At 33.0% G+C, this 21,885-nt stretch carries 22 protein-coding genes; 4 read left to right on the top strand and 18 right to left on the bottom strand.

Annotation, left to right across the window (positions count from 1 at the left end):
• Positions 1-126 precede the first annotated feature (126 nt).
• From NADRNF5_RS01195 to NADRNF5_RS01155, 9 genes are all read right to left on the bottom strand, one after another.
• Positions 127-303 carry a tautomerase family protein gene (locus tag NADRNF5_RS01195; RefSeq protein WP_048114848.1) on the bottom strand — a complete coding sequence of 59 codons (177 nt, stop codon included), beginning with the start codon at positions 301-303 and terminating at the stop codon, positions 127-129.
• 33 nt (positions 304-336) lie between these two features.
• Entirely contained in the window at positions 337-1,113 is a 777-nt protein-coding gene (locus NADRNF5_RS01190; RefSeq protein WP_048114846.1) for a rhomboid family intramembrane serine protease, read from the bottom strand.
• Positions 1,114-1,295: 182 nt separating this feature from the next.
• Entirely contained in the window at positions 1,296-1,937 is a 642-nt protein-coding gene (locus tag NADRNF5_RS01185) for a CHRD domain-containing protein (protein ID WP_048114845.1), read from the bottom strand.
• 59 nt (positions 1,938-1,996) lie between these two features.
• Positions 1,997-3,172: a peptidase gene (locus NADRNF5_RS01180; protein ID WP_237089302.1), complete on the bottom strand. Its 1,176-nt coding sequence runs from the start codon at positions 3,170-3,172 to the stop codon at positions 1,997-1,999.
• Between the two features lie 43 nt (positions 3,173-3,215).
• On the bottom strand, positions 3,216-3,716 hold the full coding sequence (locus NADRNF5_RS01175; RefSeq protein WP_048114843.1) for a winged helix-turn-helix transcriptional regulator: 501 nt from the start codon (positions 3,714-3,716) through the stop codon (positions 3,216-3,218).
• Positions 3,709-4,101, bottom strand: a complete 393-nt coding sequence (locus tag NADRNF5_RS01170; RefSeq protein ID WP_048118685.1) for a hypothetical protein — start codon at positions 4,099-4,101, stop codon at positions 3,709-3,711. Before NADRNF5_RS01170 ends, NADRNF5_RS01175 begins: the two co-directional genes overlap by 8 nt.
• Before the next feature lie 63 nt (positions 4,102-4,164).
• Positions 4,165-5,709, bottom strand: coding sequence for a peptidase (locus NADRNF5_RS01165; protein WP_237089301.1), 1,545 nt, complete (start codon positions 5,707-5,709; stop codon positions 4,165-4,167).
• Position 5,710: 1 nt separating this feature from the next.
• A complete protein-coding gene (locus tag NADRNF5_RS01160) occupies positions 5,711-5,917 on the bottom strand; it encodes a hypothetical protein (RefSeq protein ID WP_048114838.1) in 207 nt (68 codons plus the stop codon).
• Between the two features lie 33 nt (positions 5,918-5,950).
• Positions 5,951-7,657 carry a hypothetical protein gene (locus tag NADRNF5_RS01155; RefSeq protein ID WP_048114836.1) on the bottom strand — a complete coding sequence of 569 codons (1,707 nt, stop codon included), beginning with the start codon at positions 7,655-7,657 and terminating at the stop codon, positions 5,951-5,953.
• Between the two features lie 101 nt (positions 7,658-7,758).
• On the opposite strand from NADRNF5_RS01155, the gene NADRNF5_RS01150 reads away from it, so the two are divergent.
• Together NADRNF5_RS01150 and NADRNF5_RS01145 are read left to right on the top strand one after the other, a co-directional pair.
• On the top strand, positions 7,759-8,577 hold the full coding sequence (locus tag NADRNF5_RS01150) for a CFI-box-CTERM domain-containing protein (RefSeq protein ID WP_048114835.1): 819 nt from the start codon (positions 7,759-7,761) through the stop codon (positions 8,575-8,577).
• Positions 8,578-8,634: 57 nt separating this feature from the next.
• Positions 8,635-9,441 carry a PEFG-CTERM sorting domain-containing protein gene (locus tag NADRNF5_RS01145; protein WP_048114833.1) on the top strand — a complete coding sequence of 269 codons (807 nt, stop codon included), beginning with the start codon at positions 8,635-8,637 and terminating at the stop codon, positions 9,439-9,441.
• A 13-nt stretch (positions 9,442-9,454) separates the two neighbouring features.
• Here NADRNF5_RS01145 and NADRNF5_RS01140 read toward each other — a convergent pair whose 3' ends face one another.
• Positions 9,455-10,084 carry a hypothetical protein gene (locus NADRNF5_RS01140; RefSeq protein WP_048114832.1) on the bottom strand — a complete coding sequence of 210 codons (630 nt, stop codon included), beginning with the start codon at positions 10,082-10,084 and terminating at the stop codon, positions 9,455-9,457.
• 102 nt (positions 10,085-10,186) lie between these two features.
• On the opposite strand from NADRNF5_RS01140, the gene NADRNF5_RS01135 reads away from it, so the two are divergent.
• The gene (locus tag NADRNF5_RS01135; protein ID WP_048114830.1) at positions 10,187-12,970 is read left to right on the top strand and encodes a copper resistance CopC/CopD family protein; all 2,784 of its coding nucleotides are present in this window, start codon (positions 10,187-10,189) and stop codon (positions 12,968-12,970) included.
• On the opposite strand, the gene NADRNF5_RS01130 is transcribed toward NADRNF5_RS01135, so the two are convergent.
• The 3 genes from NADRNF5_RS01130 to NADRNF5_RS01120 are packed head-to-tail and all read right to left on the bottom strand — an operon-like array spanning position 12,960 to position 15,412.
• Positions 12,960-13,748 (bottom strand): metal ABC transporter permease, encoded by a 789-nt coding sequence (locus NADRNF5_RS01130; RefSeq protein ID WP_048114828.1) that lies wholly within the window; start codon positions 13,746-13,748, stop codon positions 12,960-12,962. The genes NADRNF5_RS01135 and NADRNF5_RS01130 overlap by 11 nt on opposite strands.
• A 33-nt stretch (positions 13,749-13,781) precedes the next feature.
• Complete coding sequence (locus NADRNF5_RS01125) at positions 13,782-14,504, bottom strand: metal ABC transporter ATP-binding protein (protein WP_048114826.1); 723 nt, start codon at positions 14,502-14,504, stop codon at positions 13,782-13,784.
• On the bottom strand, positions 14,498-15,412 hold the full coding sequence (locus NADRNF5_RS01120; protein WP_048114824.1) for a metal ABC transporter substrate-binding protein: 915 nt from the start codon (positions 15,410-15,412) through the stop codon (positions 14,498-14,500). The genes NADRNF5_RS01125 and NADRNF5_RS01120 overlap by 7 nt, the downstream gene beginning before the upstream one ends.
• Positions 15,413-15,502: 90 nt before the next feature.
• Here NADRNF5_RS01120 and NADRNF5_RS01115 point away from each other — a divergent pair, with 90 nt between their 5' ends.
• Positions 15,503-15,886 carry a CopG family ribbon-helix-helix protein gene (locus tag NADRNF5_RS01115; protein WP_048114822.1) on the top strand — a complete coding sequence of 128 codons (384 nt, stop codon included), beginning with the start codon at positions 15,503-15,505 and terminating at the stop codon, positions 15,884-15,886.
• Between the two features lie 110 nt (positions 15,887-15,996).
• Here NADRNF5_RS01115 and NADRNF5_RS01110 read toward each other — a convergent pair whose 3' ends face one another.
• From NADRNF5_RS01110 to NADRNF5_RS01090, 5 genes are all read right to left on the bottom strand, one after another.
• Positions 15,997-17,679, bottom strand: coding sequence for a spermidine synthase (locus NADRNF5_RS01110; RefSeq protein WP_052661856.1), 1,683 nt, complete (start codon positions 17,677-17,679; stop codon positions 15,997-15,999).
• Between the two features lie 46 nt (positions 17,680-17,725).
• Positions 17,726-18,424, bottom strand: coding sequence for a ferric reductase-like transmembrane domain-containing protein (locus tag NADRNF5_RS01105; RefSeq protein WP_160289371.1), 699 nt, complete (start codon positions 18,422-18,424; stop codon positions 17,726-17,728).
• A 214-nt stretch (positions 18,425-18,638) separates the two neighbouring features.
• Positions 18,639-20,276, bottom strand: a complete 1,638-nt coding sequence (locus tag NADRNF5_RS01100) for a multicopper oxidase family protein (RefSeq protein ID WP_052661855.1) — start codon at positions 20,274-20,276, stop codon at positions 18,639-18,641.
• 38 nt (positions 20,277-20,314) lie between these two features.
• Positions 20,315-20,917 (bottom strand): hypothetical protein, encoded by a 603-nt coding sequence (locus NADRNF5_RS11220; RefSeq protein WP_052661854.1) that lies wholly within the window; start codon positions 20,915-20,917, stop codon positions 20,315-20,317.
• Positions 20,918-21,022: 105 nt separating this feature from the next.
• The gene (locus NADRNF5_RS01090) at positions 21,023-21,727 is read right to left on the bottom strand and encodes a hypothetical protein (RefSeq protein ID WP_148313034.1); all 705 of its coding nucleotides are present in this window, start codon (positions 21,725-21,727) and stop codon (positions 21,023-21,025) included.
• Positions 21,728-21,885 lie beyond the last annotated feature (158 nt).

The following is a 21,885-nucleotide window of genomic DNA, read 5'->3' as shown; positions in this document are numbered from 1 at the left end:
GGTACAAACACTAAATGTACCATTTTCTTCATATTCTAATTTGAATAAATAAAATCAAACCGATCATAGTGTGTATGTCAATCCCTGACTGGGGGAATCTTTCCAGTCAATTATTTTTAAAAATAATTAAAGTTGGTTTCCTGCTAAAAACCAATTTTCTTTAGGATTGTCTTCAAAAACAACAATTACGTGACTTTCTTTTGTTTTTAGAATCTCTACTGCAGATTTTGTTATTGCTTTTGCATACTCGTCTTTTTGTTCCTGTGTTCTACCAGGATACATTGATACTGTAATCAACGGCATGAGAATTGTAAATTGATTCGGAGATTTATTCGTTCAATAATCTGGTCTGTATCCGTATCTTGTGCCATAAGTAAACTCTGAGTTGTGAGTCTTTTTGTAAAGATATCCTGTTGCCAATCCTACAACAAATCCACCAATGTGAGCAAGATATGCTACGCCACCACCTGCCACACCAAATCCTCCAATGAAGAATGGTAAAAGATTTTGAAAAACTAACCAGAAAGGCAAGAACCATTTAGCCTGAATATGCAGCATTCGCCAAAAGAAACCCATCATTAGAAACGTCTGAATTTTAGCTCTTGGGAAAATTATCAGATATGCTCCTAACACTCCAGAGATTGCACCTGATGCGCCAACTGCAGGAATGGCACTGGAAGTATCTCCTGCAATGTGAATTAAACCAGCAGTTACTCCCCACATTAAATAAATTCCAAGATATTTTATTTTTCCAAATTTGTATTCGATATTATCACCAAATATCCACAAAAACAACATGTTACCTCCAAGATGCATCAAACCACCATGCAAGAAAGTTGAGCTAAGTAAAGAAAAATAGGGCTCTTGAGGACATGAAACACTAATTGGTCCAGAACCAAAATCAATATTCAATACACTTGATCCTGTAATGCAGCTTGGCACGGCACCCCAATTATAAAACAAATTAAATGCATTTTGATTTGTAAAGTCAAAAAATTGACCAGTATAAGCGACTTCGATAAAGAATACTATAACATTGATAATGATTAATCCATAAGTTACTGTTGGCCGAAATCCAGGTGCAGTCGGATTCTCATCTCTTAATGGAAACATTTGTAATTTTGTTTGATAGAAATTTGTATAATAAGATTATTCAATTTTTTTAAAAAAATAAGATGAGAAACTAGATGACTCGACTGTTTCTCACCTAACTATGGCCTGTGTGATACTGGTGATAAATTATAGATAAAAACAAAATTGGTACATTCGTAGGATGAACTAAAGAAAAAAAGGTTTTAGAAACCTAATTTGTTACAGGCTTTTTCGCCTTGTTTTGTTGTATCAAGATATCCTTTTAGAACACCGGGACCTGCAGCTTCATGAATCATAACAAAAAAACTACCATTGCATAAATCATCAAGATTTGCAGTTAGTGGTTTTGATGTATCATGATGACCAATGTTACCTGCTGTTGCATCTTCATCAGATGTAACATCACTATCGTCATAGATGCCTTTTAGAATACCCTTTGATGGTATTGCTTTCATTTGGGCATCATCTTCTATAGGTGCCTTCCATACATTTAGGACATGACCATCAGCATCAGTATGAAGATGAACTTTTCCAACATTATCGGTAACATCGTCAATAGTTTGCCATCCAGTCAAATCCATATTGTTGATACGAATTTTGTACTTTAGATTTTCACCTTTTTTGTCAAGCCAAAATGAGGCTTTACATCCCCAGTCTGTTCCCACTCCAGTATTAACTTGAGCACAGTCAGCTGTGAAATCTGCTTTTTTCTTGAATTTGAGTTTTTTCTCACCATCATCATGTTCTTTGTCTGCTATTGCTTGAGGAAGTTCTCCCATTGCAACAACAGATAAAGAAAGAATTGCAGCTAGTGAAAATACTAGTACATTTGTTTTTGTTTGCATTGAAATTAATTTGTATTTTTTTTATAAAATAGATCTGGAATATTCGTCGAATGTACCAATTACACAACAATAATTTTTCTTTGAACAAGATTTTTAATTATATTTAAAAAATCATCATCAGATATTTTTTCTTCTTGCCACCATTCAGCAGAGACTTTTACCCATTGTGGAATTTTCCATTGAGATTCAGAAATCACATCTCGTTCAGGAACTGAAATAATTTGTTTTTCAAACAAAAAATCTATTCCTTCAAGAAATTCTAAATCAGAGATTTGGTTTGTAATCCACCATTCTGTATTTACTTTGATCCATTGTGGGATTTTTGGTAATTCTGGAGGCAATCCTTTCTCAAAGCCAGAAATTTTCAAAACTCCTTGTGATGTTGGTCCAACTTTGAATGCTACATGCCAAAATCCCATCTCATCTATGCTTTGAATAAATTCTACAGGCTCATCATTTAGGGTTACAGAAAATTTTTCATCTCCTGAAATAGGTGGAAGTTCAAAGTTTGCATATGTTTCTAATGGATAGCTATTGTATCCTTTGATGCTTAGTGTAGTTCCTGTTTCATCAAATTTTGCAGCAGAATACCAAGCTCCTGAATCATATCTAAAATCATAGTCACCTCCATCTTTTTTTGCAGTAACAGGAATTACTGTAGTATCAACTGGTGCAAAACAAGAGTAAAAGCGAACAGGTTCAGAAACAGATGGATCAGGATATATTGTAAAGTTTAGAATTTCTCCTGGTTCAATTTTTTCAATACGTTCAATATTTTGGGCTACATCTAAGATGTATTTTTCATATCCATGTACAATTGCAAAGATTTTGGGATCGTATACAGTTTGATTTCCAATGTTTTTGATTCTCCCAGTGACATGACCATCATCATGAGTTATCAAAGTTTTATCATAGATAATTTGTATAGGAATGAGAGATTTTTCAGTCTTTACATATTTTAATTCTGCTTTTAATAGATCAGGATTTTTACTATTGATCTCTGGAAATTTTAGTTTGAATGGAATATCAGTCATTGGAGGAATTGGAACGTGGTTAAGTGTCTTAGTAATTTTTGTTTCATCGTCAATAACTGATATTGTAATCGTTGGAATTAATGCAAAATCATTTTGATTTTTAACATTACCAACAACAGTGTAAATTCCTTCATAATCATAATAACCAGAATATTCAGAATCAGGTATGAAAACATCGGCATGAGCAACTGGAAAAAACATTACTAGGCAAAAAGATACAATTGCAGAAATGCAAAGAATTGAATTAGAGAGAGTTGATGATATCTTCGAATCCAGATGTTGGTTTCTCAATTGAGTTGGGTCTATAGTCTTCAACTAATTTATCTATGAGCTCCTTTGCTTTAATATAATATCTCTTTTTGAGTCGAACTAGTTTAATTTCAACTAATCCATCATCTACAATTTTTGAGAGATATAATGAAACAGTTGATGGTGATTTTCCAACTTCTTTTACCAGTTGACTAAACTCTAAGCCATCTTCTTTGATTAATGCAAGTAACAAGTCACGTGGAGTTTGTTTTCTCAGTGCTTTAATTACAATAGACTCTTCTTCTGTGATTCGAGGTGGATAAAATCTTGCTTGGCGTGGGCCACGAATTACTTTGATGATTCCGTTTTTTTCTAATTTTCCAAGATAGTGGCTAAGTACACCATTTTTTAATCCAGAAGAACGCATTATTTCACGGAATTGAATTCCAGGATTTTCTTCAATGATTTGTTGTAATTTGAAATCTCTATCAGTCATTTCTAAACACTCCTAATGCTAGTAATCCTAATGTGACAAACGTCAATAAATGTCCTATCTCAGAAAATGACATATCTCCAATATCGTAGATATTTGGCCATGTTGCATCTACTAGCAAAACAACTTCTGCTCCGATAAAGGTCGTAAATGCTATAGCACTTAGTAGGAGACGTTTTGTTCGTAGTCTGAAATATGCAATTCCTGCCAATACAGAAATAAAAACGGATAGTGTAATTCCTCCAATATGTAAGAAAATGTGAACAAGATGATACCCATGTAAAAGATGTGGGATGATTATAGGCAGTGCTAAAATTGCAATTACACCAGTTACTACAATTGAGAATAATGTCGATTTTTTTTCAACAATGTTTTCAGGTCTAAACAAAGTGATCAAAATTACTATTTTTCGGATTTAAAGCGACTGGTTCATTTTTCGAACAAGAATCGATCAGACACGAATGATTCCTTTTTGAATCAGATATTCCAATCCTTGAACAAATGTAGTGTCATCAATTTGTCCTGCTGCCCACCAGGCAGCATTATTTCTAATCCATGGTGGGATTTCTTGTGATGCTGATGATTCTTGCTGTGTTTGTGGAATTACAATGATATTATTTTTGATTAAATATTCAATTCCCTGAATGAATGTGTTATCATCTATTTGTTCTTCAGACCACCATAATGCATTATTTCTAATCCAATCAGGAATTGAAATTTCATTTGTTATTCTATCAATTATTATTGGAATTGTTGATTTTGCAAGATTATTGTTATCTAAATTTTTAAAATTTAGATATACAATTCCTGAGACATCTTGTGGTATCATAAATTCTGCAATATTATGTTCTTCTTTTGAATCACTACTAACTCCACTTTGTTCATAAATGATTTTATCATTATGAGTCATTGAAAATTCATAATTTGTTGCAACAGGTCTATTCTTTAAGAAAATATCAGTAATATCAAAAATTATTTTTGCATCAGAATTAGATTTCAAATTCTCCGGCTCCCAAGAAACTAGAATTCTAAACTGTCCATTTTCAGTGACTGAGCTTAAATGGGTGTAATCACGATCTGGTTTAATGATAAAGTTCATTCCGTCCTGATTTTGATTATATTGAAAAACATTCAGTAGTTGACTTTGATATATAATAAAGTGAACAACACGTTCTTCAGAGAAAAAATCATCAATGTTTACTACATCTTTGGAAATTTTAACATGGTTAATGTAGATATCATAGCCAGACACTAGTAAATCACCAAAATTTTTAGGAACTACTATTTCCTGATGAACTACAGATGTTTGATTAATGTTAGATAGACTCCATTCAAAGGGCATTGAGAAGCTAATTTCTCTTGAATTTGAATCATACTTGAAATTAGAAATCTCATCATAGTATGAGATTACCTCAATGAATTGTTTTCCAAAATTTTCATCAACAAAATCATATTGAGTGGTTTGCGCAATAGATATTCCAGCATTGAAAACTAGAGGTTTTGCTAATTTTTTGGAGTATCCATCTGCTGTAAGTATGGTGACATCAAATTTGTATAGACCACCTTCACTGAGTTTTGGGCCTTTGACATGAATCAATCTACTATCCAGTCCTAACAATGAACCAAACAGATTTCCATCATTATCCTCTTCAATTAATATAGAATCACGTTCTTCTGATACAAAATTAAAAACTAAGAATCCATTATCAGCTTTGAATTCCTGTTCAAAAAGAAATTGTTCACCACGCTGTGATTTTATCAAAAACGTTACATCTCTTAATGTAATTTTTGAATCAAAATCAATTAGTGAAATTGATATTTGTTGATCATCATTTGTGTTAGGATCACTTTGAGAGGAAGAAACCTCCAGTGTCACTAGTCTACCGTCTAGTTCTTCAGGGGGAAAAGTTTCACTGCCAACTCCATGACCATATACAGTACCAAATGTTAATGCAAGTAGAGCTGGAAAGAGTAAGAATAACGTTTGATTTTTCAAACTAGGTCCACTTGTTTGGATCTTTTTTACGAATCTCTTTTCCGTCAATTGTGATTAGATCTTGTTCTTCAAAGACAGTGTGCCATTTACCATTACTTGGAAAAATTTTGTTCATTTCTTCAACTTTATCATTTGTTGGAGGTGTATTCATCAAAGCTCCCCATTTCATGTTTGGGACTTTGGGCATTATGTCGTTGATGTCTTTCATTATACTATCACTTTACATAATTTATTTAAAAACCTATGATTGAATTCTCATAATGCCTTCTTTAATTAAAAATTGAATTCCTTGAATGAAAGAATCATCATCAATTTGTCCTGCTGCCCACCACTCTGCATTATTTTTAATCCATGATGGAATTTCGCTAGAGCCTGAACTTGATCCCTGTGTTGTTGGAGGGATTTTTAGAACATCTTCTTTAATCAAATATTGTATTCCTTGAACAAAGGAATTATCATCAATTTGTCCTGCTGCCCACCAGGCAGCATTATTTTTAATCCAATCAGGTATGGCAGCTTTTGTAGGTGTAGATACAGGGGCACCCGGACCTATTTCAATAATCGCAGTACCAATTCCAGCATATTTTGGATTATAATCTAATCCAGTTCCTAAAACTTTGACATCAACTCTGATTTGTCCTTGAGATGGAACAAAAATTCTTTGTACATCAATTCCTTCAGTAGAAGAAATTCCAAGTTCAGTAGAACTTTGACCAACATTACTGGCTATTTCATTATCGAATTCATCAAAAACAAAGTATGCATATTTGATATCTCTGATTAGTTCTTTATTTTCATTAAAGAATGTAAATTCAAATGGAATTTCTTGGTTAGCACCATATTTTCCATCCCATGAAATTTTTACAGTGGTTGGGACTTTTTCAAAGTTTTTAGCATCAACTAGATAAAATTCTGTAGAACTTTTGGATACTTCAGATAACGGAACAAGTTTCAAATCCATCTTTTTGTTATCATAGTTACCTGGTCCTAATGTTTCATTGATTTTTTGTAACTCACTTTTGGTAATTAGGAAATGGACAATGTTTGTATCATCATATGAATAAGGATCATTTAGCAATGCACGCTGATCAATTTCCACACCATTGACATATCCCTTGAATTGTTTGCCTTCTGCATAAGGAGTAAATGTTTTTGGAACTCTGACCTCTTCATGAACTACTTGAACCAAGTCAACATATGACGGACTCCAATCAAAGGGCATATCAAATGAAATTGAATTATCAGCATTATCAAACTTAAAGTTATCAACATCATCATAGTATGTTTTTATTGTTACTGGAATTTCTTCAGCGTTTGCAGTCTTTATGAAAAAGTCTTGTTCTTGTGCAACACTGACAAATGTTTCGTAACTTAGTAAATTAGCTAGTACTGTTCTGGGACTCGTAGCTGCCTCAATGTCAACCCTAATTTTGTAAAGTCCACCCTTTACAAAAATTGGACCTGTAATTGATGGTCTTCCACATATGTCTAAATTATCATCAGTGCATGCTTCACCATGAACAAATAATGCACCTGGGGCACTAACATGCTCAGAACCACCATAAATTGAGCATTCTTCAAGAAGATCTTTATTACAATCAGCTTTTGGTTTAATTTTTACATCCAATCTTCCATCCAAATCATAAAATAGATTTCTAGCTAAAAGTTCACCGCTCTGCCAAACTTCTACTCTGTAAGTAACTTTGTCAAGATTCTTGTCAGTTAAAGTATCAAAGAAACGAACTTGCATATTTGCTGAATCAACTTCTCCAACGGTAATATCAGATGGACTTAGCTGTGTACGGACAGTAACTTCCATATCACCAAAACTGAGTGGTTCGGCCTGATCTCCTCCTAGTCCATGTGCAAATGCATCGGGAAGAACTAAAGGAATAGAAAAAATCCCAAGAATCGCAATTAATAATGCAAACTTGTACAATACAAAAATTGAGTTAATTCCATATTTAAAGATGATATAGGATTTCTATGAGTGAGAATTTTTTTGATAAAATGAGTATAACTTTTATTCATGACTCTCAGAAATAAAATATGAAATATCTATTTGCATTACTGATTATTCCGTTATTACTTGTACCAGCATTTGCTGAATCACAAACACTTCCAACTGAAAAAGGAACATTAGATGTTAAATTAACCTATGACGAAATACAGCCAAACACTCAAACCAAAATTAATATCGATTTTATTAATCCTCAAACACAAAAAATTCAAGAGCATATTGATTACTCGGTAACTGTTTTAAAAGATGATGAAACAGTGTTTGGACCAATACCATTAACACATACCTCAGTAGGTTCTGTAAAGATTCCAATTGAATTCAATCTAGGAGAAGGAGTATATTCTATGGACTTTGTAGTTGAAGGAATTTTGTTCCAACCTATTCCACCTGAGACAGTTTCTTTTGACATTGCAGTTGGCGAGGCCAATGCTCAACCAATTTCACCACCTGAAAACGAAGTCAATGGAGAAAATGGTGGTTGTCTGATTGCAACTGCAACATATGGTTCTGAACTTGCACCACAGGTTCAACAACTAAGAGAACTTCGAGATAATACCATCCTATCAACCAAGTCAGGAACAGCATTTATGAGCACATTCAATCAGTTCTATTATTCATTTTCACCAACAGTTGCAGATCTGGAGCGAGAACAGCCCATATTCAAAGAATTTACGAAAATAACACTTACACCAATGTTAACATCATTATCATTATTGAATCACGCAAACATTGATTCTGAAGAAGAGATGCTAGGATATGGAATCTCTATAGTTTTACTAAATATTGGAATGTACATAGGAGTCCCTATATTTGGAATTCTAAAGTTGTACCAATTCAAAAAAGACTAATACTAAATCTGGGAATTCCAGTGAGGTTTTTATGTATCTGAGCAAGTATTCAATCTAATGAAGACTAAAGCAATTTGCTCTTTCTTCGTACTATTTGCTATTGTAGCTGGAATCGTTGCAACAACACCAGCTGCTTTTGCAGATCACTCAGAAGTCACAATTGAGGCAGCTATGGGTTCTGGAGCTCCAGGATGTGAAGACACTGCAGAGGGATGTTACATTCCAAGTACTGCAACTGTTGATGTAGGCGGCAAGGTAATAATGTCAAATCCTGATACAGCAGCACACACATTCACAGCAGGAACCCCTGAAGATGGCCCAAGTGGTGAATTTGATACAGGACTGTTAATGGCAGGAAATTCATTTGAATATTCTCCAGATACAGTTGGTGAAATCAATTACTTCTGTATGGTACATCCTTGGATGCAAGGTTTGATTGTAGTACAAGAAGTTGAAGCAGAAGAAGGTGGCATGGCTGGAGAATTAATGGTAACAATTACCGACTCAGCTGTTAAAGGCGGAACTCAAGTTGATCTTGAATTCAGTACATTACATGTCAACTATGAAATAACTGCAATGCAAAATGGTGAAACAGTCCTACAAGAAACTGCACATGCCATGGAAATGACTGCAAGTCACATGGTAGATGCCGTTGGTTCAGATGAAAATCCAATTGACATCAAAATAGTTTCTCTTGGTATTGGACCTCCTGGTTCTGAAGCAGATTGGACAGGACCAATGGGCGAAGTAGCATCAGCAAAGGTTGTTCCAGAATTTGGTACAATTGCAATGATGATACTAGCTGTTGCAATCATAAGCATAGTTGCAGTAACTGCAAAATCTAGAGTCATTCCAAGATTTTAGGAATCCTCTTTTTCTATTTTCTTTTTATTAGAGCAATGATTGCTAAGATAATAGCTGCAGCTGCAATTGATAGTCCAAATATTGCAAAGTCATAAGCTGCACCACCATCAGATTGCACAGAAGTTTCACCAGACTTTAGTTTAGATACGTCTTGTTGAATAGATGAAATTGCATTTTTTAGTGCAGTGATATCAGATGTTCCCTGACTGCTTGTAGGAGGAAAATCTAAAACTGCAGTTGGTTCTACATCTTCAACTGGAATTTTTATGTCAATAGTAGTACCTCGAATGTCACCTTTAAAATCCATAATGTAACTTCCAGTTTTAGTTGGAATTATTGGTGAAAAATAGTATCCAGGTCTAGGATCAGAATTGATATCAATTTTTTTGGTTGCTCCACCATACATGGCCGTAACTTCAACATTTTTGAACACATTAGTTACTCCCTTGTATGAGCCCTCAGAATCTCCAGGCTCAGTAATTTTAAAGACAAGATCATTTCTAATTCCTACAACTGGAGGCTCTATTCCCCATCCTGCTTCAATTTTGTAATTATCAACTTCAACAGTAGTATGTGCAAAAGAAGTAGAAATCATTCCTACACTCAACACTAATGCAAGAAATCCAAAAATTACTATTTTCATAGTTATCATACTACTATTACACATTATTATCTTTACGTGAATTGGTACAAATAACGAACATATGAAAACTGTTTAAATTATCAATATTGTTCATAAGATCAAATGAAAAAATTTCTTTTAGTTTTAGTAATTTTATCAATTACATCCATACCATTTGTATCAGCACATCCATTTACAGAAGAAACTATTCCTAGTTTAACATCAAATGCTCCTGCAGGAACTACTCAAGTAATTGTATTTTATTCAGAACCAGTAGACATTGATTTTAGTGAAATCAAAGTTTTTGATGGAGAAGGAAATCAAATCGACAATAGAGATACAGATTATTATGAAAATGAATTGTCGTTAATCGTTACAACCCCACCACTAGAAGATGGAATATACACAGCATCAACTAAAGTTTTATCCAAAGTAGACGGTCATCTAGTTCCAAGTGCATTTCAATTTGCAGTTGGAGATGTAATAGTTGATCCTTCTTTACTTGATCAAGAAACAAAGGGAGATCTTGTATTTTTACCTGAAGCTGGTTCAAGATTTCCAGGATTAGTTGGTCAAACTATTGTTTTAGGTGCAGTAATTGCATCACTAATGATTTGGGGAACTCAAAACAAACAGATTATCAAAGAGGAGTTAGAAAAAGTAGAAAATTTCCATCATGGGAAATTTATGTCAATTACAGGAATTGGATTAATGCTTGTTTTCATATCAGACGTTCTCATGATTGCAATTCAAACTATCAGGTTAGAAACATCCCCACTTAATTCCATTCAAACAGATTTTGGCATTATATGGCTAGCTAGGATGATTATTACAATTATCTTACTTGGTATTTGGTTTGGAATGGATAGAAAAAAAATCCTATCAAAAAAGAATCAGATCCCAATGCTAATAGCTTCGCTTGCATTAATTTCAACTTCAAGCTTGATTGGACATGGTGCTGCAAGTGGTCAGATAGCAGCAGTTGTGCTAGATTACGTTCATAATTTAGTTGCAGCAGTATGGATAGGAGGGATTTTTTATTTTGTTTTTACGTTGTTGCCAACATTTTCACAGCTAAAAGAAAAAAATCGAGAAAAGATGAGCTTGGTATTAATTCCTAGATTTTCAATTGCTTTCATTATTTCAATAGGGATTGTCATAATTACAGGACCAACTTTGATGTGGTTATTAGAAAGTGATGTAGGGATTATTACAGAATCTGTGTATGGTCAATTAATTATTCTAAAAATTGCCATTGCTGGAATTATGATTGGATTGGGAGGATTGTTGCAGTTTAAAGTTCAGAAAAATGCTGAAAAGAGTTTCCAGTCAGGTAAAATTTCAGTTCATAAAAAACTGAAAAATTCACTAAAGGTGGAAGCTGTATTAGGGATAATTCTTCTTGGAGTAGTTGCATTACTTACAAATGGAACACTACCTGCAGGTGAAATTCAAAAAGTTGATGCTCAAGAAATTATTTATGGATTTCAAACCATTGAGTTTACAGATAATGTAAAATTTGATGTAGATATCTCACCATTTTCTAGTGGAACAAATACAATTCTAGTAAAAGTTAGTGACTTTGATGGGAATCAAATACATGATTCTAATCAAATTAAAGTAAAACTTTCTAATCCTTCAAAAGGTATTTCACCAATCGAAATTCCTATGGAATTAACTAAACAAGAAAAAGATGATCCGATAGAATTCCAAGGAGAGTTAACATTTGGATTTTCAGGAGAATGGTTAGTTGAGATTGAAGCTCAAAGATCAGAGAATGCAAACGAATCCAAACTTTTGAATTTACTTGTAAAACCAAGACTAGGAGATATTCAAACACAGATTACAGAATATGAATTACCAGAAGATGCAAAACCACTCTATCCATTATATGATGGGAGTAATTCAATTTGGATTAGTGATGCATCTGCTCCAAGATTGTGGCAATTCTCACTTGAAACTCAAGAATTTACATCATATTCATTTGATGGGTTAACTACAACATTTCTAACACAAGACAACAAAGGAAACATTTGGTTTACAGACACTCCTAGAAATCAAATTGGATTTCTAGATCCAAATACAAAAGAAATTACAATAAAAACTATTCCGAAATTAGATCCAGTTATTTCAGAAAATACTCCACTTTTCATTCAGGCAGACTTTGATGATAATATTTGGATTACAATAATCAACAAAGATAGAATTGTAAAATATTCACCAGAATTAGATAAATTTGAAGAGATCGTTTTATCAGAAAAAGAATCATTGCCATTTGCTCTAGCAATTGATGATGAAGGGAAAATATGGTATACAACAACAGGTACAGGAAAAATTGGATATATTGATTCTAAAGATAATGAAATAAGGGAATTCTCAGCTGAGCCTCCTTTGCAGGGTCCTGAGGCATTGTTGTTTGATCATGAAGGAAACATCTGGATCGCAGAGCATACAGGCTTAGGAATTGCTAGATTCAATCCCATTTTAGAATCATTTGACAGGATATCTATTCCAAACAAAGATGCATTACCATTTGGTATGACATTTGACAAGTATGGAAATGTGTGGTTTGCACAGCATACAGTAGATAGTCTTGGAGTCTATGATCCAGACAATAAAAATCAAATTGAAGTTCCAATCCCTACCGAATCAACATTTACACAATTTATGACATCAGATGGAGACAGGAATGTGTGGTTTGTTGAACAACAGTCAAACAAAATTGGAACAGTACAAATGACAGAAATTCCAATCATACCATCACAAATTCAAAAAACAAATGGTTTTGAATTAAAGTATACAGAAATAGCATCTCCACTAATTGCATTAGGTATTATTGCAACGTCATTATTTTTTGTAAAGAGTGTTCAGGATAAAAGAAGATTGAATTCTTTGATTAATTCTTAGATAGTAATCCAGATGATTTTATTCCCATAGTTCCTGCAAGTAAACTGATTGCCAATAAAACAATAGTTCCTGCAGGAGTTATATCAAATATGTAAGAAAGTAGAATTCCTACAACTACAGAAAAAATAGAAAAGCTCATAGAGATTATTGCAGTTTGCTTGAATCCCTTTCCATACATTATTGCCGTAACATTAGGAATTACAAACAAAGCTGAAATTAGCAATACCCCTACAAGTTGTATTGACGTAACAACAGTAATCCCTGCCATAAACACAATCAAATAATTTATTTTCTCAACAGGAATTCCGCTTACTTTTGCCTGCTCTTCATTAAAAGTTGAATAAAGAATTTGACGATATAGCAGTAAAATTACGATTAAAATTCCACCTGTCAATGACAAAATTAGTACGGTATCATCTACACTAACAAGAAGAATACTCCCAAAGAGAAAGCTAAAGATATCAATCGTAAAACCTCCCGATAATCCAATAATTACAAGACCAACTGCGATTCCAGTCGATAAAAGTACTGCAATTGATGCATCACCAGAGATATTGTATTTGTCTTTAATTTTTGTAATAATTAATGCACTTGCAATTGAAACACCATATGCAGTCCATAGTGGGTAGACTCCAGCTAGCAACCCTATAGCAATTCCACCAAATGATGAATGCGCTATTGCATCTCCAAATAATGAATAACGTCTCAAAACAAGGAATAACCCAACAACTGAACAAAGAATCGCAATTGCAATTCCTGAAATTAGTGCTCTATGCATAAAACTGAAAGTGAGAATTTCTAGAGACATGATTTAGTGATGATGCATGTGTTCCTGCATTGAGGCTTCAGAATATTGTTTTACCAGTTCATCATTTGAAAAGAATTTTTCAGATTCTCCATGGAAGAAGAGTGTTCTATTAAGGCAGGCAACATGATTTGCCAATTTATTTACTGCATCCAAATCATGAGATGACCAAATGATAGTAATTTTTTGTTTAGAGTTTAGTTCACGCAAAATACTAAAAAACAAATCAATGCTTTGTTGATCAATTCCAGTTACAGGTTCATCAAGAATCAGAATTTTTGGATTTGAAATCAGGGCTTTGGCAATAAACACGCGTTGTTGTTGGCCTCCAGATAGATCACCAATTCTTCTGTCTCGTAGTTCGTGTATCCATAATTGTTGTAGAATTTTATCAATTTTGTTTTCATCTGATTCATTTCTCAATCCCATTCTTACAACATCAGTTACAGTTACTGGGAAGTTTTTTTCAAAGATAGGTTTTTGTGGTACATATCCTATTTCCTTTAGATAATTTTTTGATTTTCTAATATCCTCCCCAAAAAATTTGATAGTTCCTTTGTACTTTGTATTTAATCCCAGCATAGAATCAAAAAGAGTAGATTTCCCAGCACCGTTAGGGCCTATTATGCCTAAAAAATCGCCTTGATTAACCTCAAAACTAACATCATCAAGAGCTTTTACATCAGGATATTGAACGGTTAGATTTTCAATCTCAACTATTTTCAACATAATGCCTCCTTTAGATTTTCAAAATTTTTAGTCATTTTAGAAATGTAAGTTCCATCAGATGAACTCTCTAGTGGGGATAACACTAAGACTTTGCCACCAATTTCATTTGCTATTATTTGAGATGTCCTAGTATCAACACTTTCTTCTGCAAAGATAACTTTAATGTTTAATTTTTTAGCTGTAGATATTATATTTTCTAATGTTTTTGCAGTAGCCTCTCCATGAGGATCATTTGATGAAATTATTGTATGTTGTTTCAGATTGTATTCATCTGCAAAATAGGAAAATGCATCATGAAAAGCTATAAAATCATTTTTACAGTTTGATAAATCATTTCTAATTTTTAAATCAAGTAGTTCTAGATCTTTTATGTATGCTGCAGCATTTGATTGGTAATATTGTTGATTTGTTGGATCAACATTAGAAAAAGCATCTGCAATATTTTGTACTTGAATTTTTGCATATACAGGATTTAACCAAATATGTGGATCACCTTCTAAATGATTTTCATCTTCATGTTCTTCTTCATGAGTTTTAATTAAAATTCCATTACTCGTATCAACTATCTCACCGGAATAGCCTGATTGCTCTAAATCATCAACCCAGTTTTCAAAACCAATTCCATTGATAATTATTAGATCAGTTCCTTGCATCCTTTGAACATCTTTAACAGTGGGTTCCCAATCATGAGGTTCCACTCCAACAGGAACAAGTAAAATAGCATCAACTTTTTCTTTTCCTACATTTTGTGAAAATTCATGAAGAGGATAAAACGATGAAATGACTTGGAGTCTTGAATTATCAATATTTACAAATCGTTGATTTGAATCAGTTCCATATACAGCAATTGAGCTTAATGGAATTACGATTGCTATTGCAATTATTGCCATCTTTATCTGAATATTCACGTTGCAGCTCATTGCAGATTATTAATAAATCTATAAAATCTTAATAAGATTAATTGCTAAACTTATAAGATAATTAATAACATTAGGCATATGCCAATAGTTTCAATCTCACTAAACGATGAGATTCTATCAGAATTAGACAAGCTGCAAAAGACTATGGGATTCTCAGGTAGGTCCGAGGCAATCAGAGCCGGAATCAGATCATTTGTCTCTGAAGAAAAGCAAAAGGAAGATTTGGCAGGAAATATTCATGCAATTCTTTTGGTTGTTCACAATGATGAGTTTGATCATGTGGTTTCAGGAATTACACATAATTTTGAGGATTTAATCACAACACATCTTCATAGTAAAATTGAGAAAGAAAAATGCATGGAGCTCTTTTTGATAAATGGTGATGCAGAAAAGGTATCTACAATTACAAAAGATTTTCAAACAAACAAAAACATGGATACTGTGAAGCTTGTTGCTCTCTGATTAGAACTAATTTTTGAAAATATCAGAATAGATTTCGATTGTCTATTACTTAACATCAATCAATTGTAAAGTTCAGTTTGACAAATTACCCATATAAAAAAATGAACAAACTATTTTTCAGAAACAATCCAAACTTTCTTTTTAAAATAAATCACCCATACCAGTCCAATTAAAGATAAAGAAATTCCCAAACCTAGATTAACCATGTCTTCTCTATGTTGATTTTCTTTGGGGAGTGAATTTTGAAAATCCTGTGTGAAAGAGCTTTGTGTAATCGGATTAAACAAAACTTCAGATGGATTAAACTGATCAGTCAAGAATGGCACATCAGAAACATCTACCAAACCTTCATAGAAATGCTCTTTTTCCTGAAGTTCATCATCAAGATAATCTATAGGAGAACTTTGTGCAATTTCTAAAAGTAATTTACGATCAAATTCATAGGGTTCGTTAGAAGAAACAATCATTATGTTTTGAACAAAGGCAGGGTTATCTTCTGTTGGAAAAATATATGATACTGGAAATGTTCCCTGCATTGTTTTGTAAACTGCTCTTATCAAAGGAGAGTTATTTCCTTCGATTGAACCTATCAGGTTAGACACAACAACTCCATTTGGTTCCAATCTTTTTTCAACTATTTTAAAAAATTCATCAGTCATCAAATGATATGGAATATAGTTTGATGCATATGCATCAAGAATTATCAGATCATATTTCTTTTCAAAAGTCGATAGATGTTTTCGTGCATCATCATTGAATATTTGAAGTCTAGAATTTTTTTCTAAATTAAAATAATCTCTTGCTACATCGATCACATCTGAATCAATCTCAATTACATCGATTTTTGTTTGAGGATACAAATCTAGGAAATTTTTTGGGCCTGTGAATCCCCCTCCCCCAACAAATAGGATGTTTGTTGCAGTAGGATTAAACATCATTCCAAGATGAAAATATTCAGTATAATCAATAACCAAATCTAAAGGATCATCCATATTCATTGAACTGTGTCTTAAACCATCAAGGTAGAGACTCCTATTGTCACCAAACTCGATAATGTCTAAATGGCTAAAAAGAGTCTCTTTCTCAAAGATTAGAGTGCCGTTATGAGATATTGTATTAATTGACAATGAAGACCATGGAATTATCAAAGTCACTACTATTGCCATTGCAATAATTTTTGGGGAAATTTTAAGGCCAATTAAAGAACTTCCTACTAATGCAATCCCTAGACCAAAAATAATTTGATTTACTGCAAGATTCGGGATTAAAACAAAAACAGTTGTGAAGGTTCCAAAAATACTTCCCACAGTTGCAAGCGAGTAAAGATTTCCTGAAATGTTTCCAACTCTATGTAATGAACTTGTTCCAAGTTTGATTACATATGGAGAAACAAATCCTAACAAAACAGAAGGAAACATCAAAAGTAGAAAGGTCGCTAGCAACGGAGTGTATTGAGGGACAGGTAAAACATATTGAGAAAAATCAATTACTGATGAAGCAAAAAAAGGAATTCCTACAATAAATAATCCTACTGAAAAAACAATCCCACAGATTTTTTCAAAATTTGGATGTTTGTCAGATAGTTTTCCTCCTAAATAATATCCCAGACTTAAACCGCTTAAAATTACTCCAATCAAACTTCCCCATGTGTAAATTGTACTTCCAAATACAGGAGTAAGTATTCTACTTGTAACAATCTCCAAACCCATCACAACTGCTCCAGAAGTAAATGTGAGAATTTTTAATCTCCATAAAAGATTCTGAGAAAATTTTGAATGGGTTTGATCAGTCATTTTTACTAACAATATTTCAACAAGAAGGTGATATCAAGATAATGCATTATTTTTGGGATATTCTTCGATTTTTTGATTTCACTGTTTTGATATATGAAGTAATCTGCAAAGCAAGTACTATGGCACTCATTAGAATAAATGGTATTACAAATGTACTTTGAGGTGGAACTGATTTATGAAATGACTCAGTATAATGTATAAAAAGAAAATATGAAGTGTGAATTGCAACTAGATAAAATACAATATGTGAACCAGTATGAATCCATTTCCAAGGCGATGCACCCAACCACCTCATTGCTCTATCAGATGATGTAAATGCCAATATTACAATCCACAAGAATGCCACAAATCCTAAAGTATTTGCAAGTCCAAAACCAGGCTCCATTCTTGCAATTCGACCTAATTGTGGGATGAATTCATAGCCAAAAAATGCTGCAACATCCCAATTTGCCCATCCATGTGCAATTAAAAGTCCATGAGTTACCGCTAAAACGGCAAACCAAATTCCAAACTCTCTTCTCCATAAAAGCAAGAAGGTCGTACTTGGCCAAATCTTATTCATAGGCCCAATAATGAGAGTTATGAAAAGCAAAGCATATCCTGCATCACCAAATGCCCGCCATAATCTCATTTCATCATGCCATTCAAAATGAGCTAGCCAAAAAATAAATGTCAAAGCAAATCCAAAAGATGCCACAACAAGATGTCTTCTAAGAGATTTATTTTTAATTTTTAATTTTTTCAAGTTTATCATATCCACAAAATATTGTTTTGAAAAGAGAGGGTGTTTATATCCACATTTTTGAAAAAAGTAAATTTGTATTTAATGATAGTACCTTACAAATGTAAGGTCTGGTTGATAAACAGCTACAAATAATTTGCAAACTAAGCAATACAGAGAATATAAAGCTAGAAAACAACTTCCAGAAAAAAGAAACTGTTCAAATATTGATTTTAAACTAATTTACTATAATTTCTGTAATCATTCCAGCTTCTGCATGCTCAAGAATATGACAATGCATTGCCCATTTTCCAGGATTTGAAAATTCAACTAAAATATCCACAGTCTTTCCAGTAGGAACCAAAACAGAGTCTTTCCAAGCTAGATTTTCGTTTAAGATTCCATTTTCAGATAATACAAGAAATCTTTGTCCGTGCAAGTGTATTGGATGCTGCATTGGATGTGCAGATTCGGGGTCGTTATACAATCTAATTTTTTTAACATCTCCTACATTTGCCTGATAATCAATATCAAATCCCTCTTTTCCAGAATTCACATCACGTAAAATCCAATGAGTATTTTCTTCATTTGACATGGCATTCATTTTAGGCATCCCATCTTCCCATTCAATTGATTGAATTTCATTATCATGATCTTGCATTACCATAGAAGAATCTGGTTTCATAGATTGCATATCATTTGTATGTTCTTTCATAACCATAGAAGAATCATCAGAAGTCATTTGATGTACCAAACTTGTTTTTACATCAAATTCTAATTCCAAGTCAGGTGAATCAGAAAAATATTTTTTAAATTCATCTATTTCAGCAACAATATCTTTGTTTTCAACAATCTTGTAAAAGTCATAATCATACTTATTGTTTGAAGGCGATACCAAAATTTTTCCAAGTGAATATATTTTTTCAGGAGTTGTATGTGTGATTGTATACTCTCCTGGCTTATCAAACAAAACATCAACAGTTCTTCGTTCTGATGAGGCCAGCATCACAGAGTCTACAAATTCTTCTTTCTCATAATTACTTGCATCATCTGCAACAAGTTTGAGTTTGTGTTGTTCTATTCCAAAATCAAAGATTCGTGTATTTGCAGTATTTGTTAGATAGAATCTTGCAATATCCCACTGATTAACTTCTAATGAGTAATTTGCATCACCGTTAATCATCATAGTATTTCCAAATCTCCCCATAAGTGTATGAGTTACAATTTTAGAATCAAATTCTTCTAAACCATTTTCTGCAATCAAGACATCATCTAAAATTAATGGAACTTGGATTGTTGTAGGAATTTTGTTTTCGGATTCAACTAGAATGTTTCCATATAATCCCAATTCCATCTGCATTTCTGTTCTAACATGTGGGTGATAGAGGAATATTCCAGAATCTGGGAACTTTAGTTTATACTCAAATGTATCTCCAGGCAATATAGGATCCTGAGTAATTCCAGGCACACCATCACTAGTATAATCAAGTCTCAATCCATGCCAATGAACAGTTGTTGGAAAATCAAGATTGTTTTTAAAATTAACAGTAATTTCATTTCCTTGGTCAACTAACAATAAAGGGCCAGGAGATTTTTGATTATATCCAAACATTTCATAAGATTGTCCGCCAATGTTTTTGATGATGTCACTAGCAACTAAATCATATTCATCATTATGAGACAAAGAAACTACAGACATGTCTGATACTAGTTTGGGAGAATCTATTTCTTGTATTGAAAGTAATTCCTTGTCTACTAGTTTAGAATTATTTTGAGTTTCTACAGTCAAATATGTATTGGCAGCATATAATGAAAATGCAAATCCAACTGCAATAGCAATTGTCCAATAAATTGTGGTTTTATCAATAGAGTTCATTTTTTTAAAATGATTTTAACAGTATTTCAAGTCTTAGATCATGGCATTTGCATCAATTCTTGCATGTCTGACATGTGTTGATGCATTAATTGTGAGATTTGTGCAGCAAATTCACTATCAGACAAGTTTGAAGATAGTAGTTCATCCATATCTTTCACATGTTCTTTCATCATAGACATCATCTGTTCTCGTTTTTGGGGATCAGTCATAATTTGATTCATCATGTCTTGATTCATCATCATGTCTTGATTCATCATCATGTCTTGATTCATCATCATGTCTTGATTCATCATCATGTCTTGATTCATCATAGAATTCATCATGCCTTGATTTTGCATCATCATTCCCATCATTTGTTGTTGTAGTTTAGGATCATTCATCATTCTATCCATCATAGGTCCCATCATCTGTTCCATGTGTAGAGGATCATTAAGCATCATATCATGTACTTGGTTCATTGTTTGAGGATCATTCATCATTTTTCCCATCCATTGATTCATGGATTGAGGATCATTCATCATTTGGTTTTGCATTGGCATATTTCCAACAGTCATGGTACCTGAAAAAACCCCAAATCCCATAAACAATCCTACAAAAAACACTCCAACAGTGATTCCTATCCACAAATTTTGGCTAACCATGTAACATTTAGTTAGGAATATGGTGTATTAAAAAAGGGTACTTTACAATTGTAAAGGAAAATAGAGTCAGAAAAAAATTCAAAAATTGGAGTTTAATTAAATAATTTAAAATTTGGCCCAACCACGTTCAATTAATTTTTCTACAGATGTAGAAGTTACACAAGCAGGATTACCATTTGTGATTTTAAACACTAATTGCATATCTTCATTGCAAATGACATCCTTTGTAGGCACACCATTTGTAATTTGTTTTAGTGGAGACAGTCTAGTATCAAAAGAGCCATCATCTACAAAATTATCGTTCATGTTTGTATCCACATCATTTTTGTCAAATTTGTCTGTGATTTGCATTACTAGGAACTCATAAACAAATGTTTCAGTGTTATTTGTAATTAGAACAAGTTTGTATTTTCCTGGGAGCTCATTAAAAAAGAAGGTTTGTGGAAGTTGCCATTCACTATGAGAAGTTGAAGGAGCTATGCCTGTTTCTTTAGTAGTAGTTTTCCACAGAATATTATCTCGGTATACATTGATGATATCGGGGATTGTCCCATTTCCTCCTATTCCATAAAAGGTTCCCAAATCTACAACTAATAATTTAGAATCTGGGTCTTCAAAAATTCCAACAGAACTGTCTACAACACTAAACACTTCCATTGATTGAGGTCTAAACGTTTCATTACATAAAATATTTTTTGTGTTATTCATACTGATACACTCTTCATGGAATGAAGAATCTTCAGCAAATGACTTCTCAATATCAAGGATTACAAAGAAGATCAATGGGATCATCATCCAAAATATTTTCATAATTTTATTTAAAAAATTATCAATATAATTTTGTTGTAGAAACAGACTCTCTAATTGAGTCATATGATTTTATAATTGTAAAGATATAAACTAATAACTGATGAAAATATAATTGTCAACATAGTATGGATAAAGATTATTTGATTTTAGCAGGAATA

Source organism: Nitrosopumilus adriaticus (assembly GCF_000956175.1).
Classification (GTDB): Archaea; Thermoproteota; Nitrososphaeria; order Nitrososphaerales; family Nitrosopumilaceae; genus Nitrosopumilus; species Nitrosopumilus adriaticus.
The sequence above is the reverse complement of the archived record's forward strand: the minus strand, read 5'-3'. Positions and strand labels throughout refer to the sequence as shown.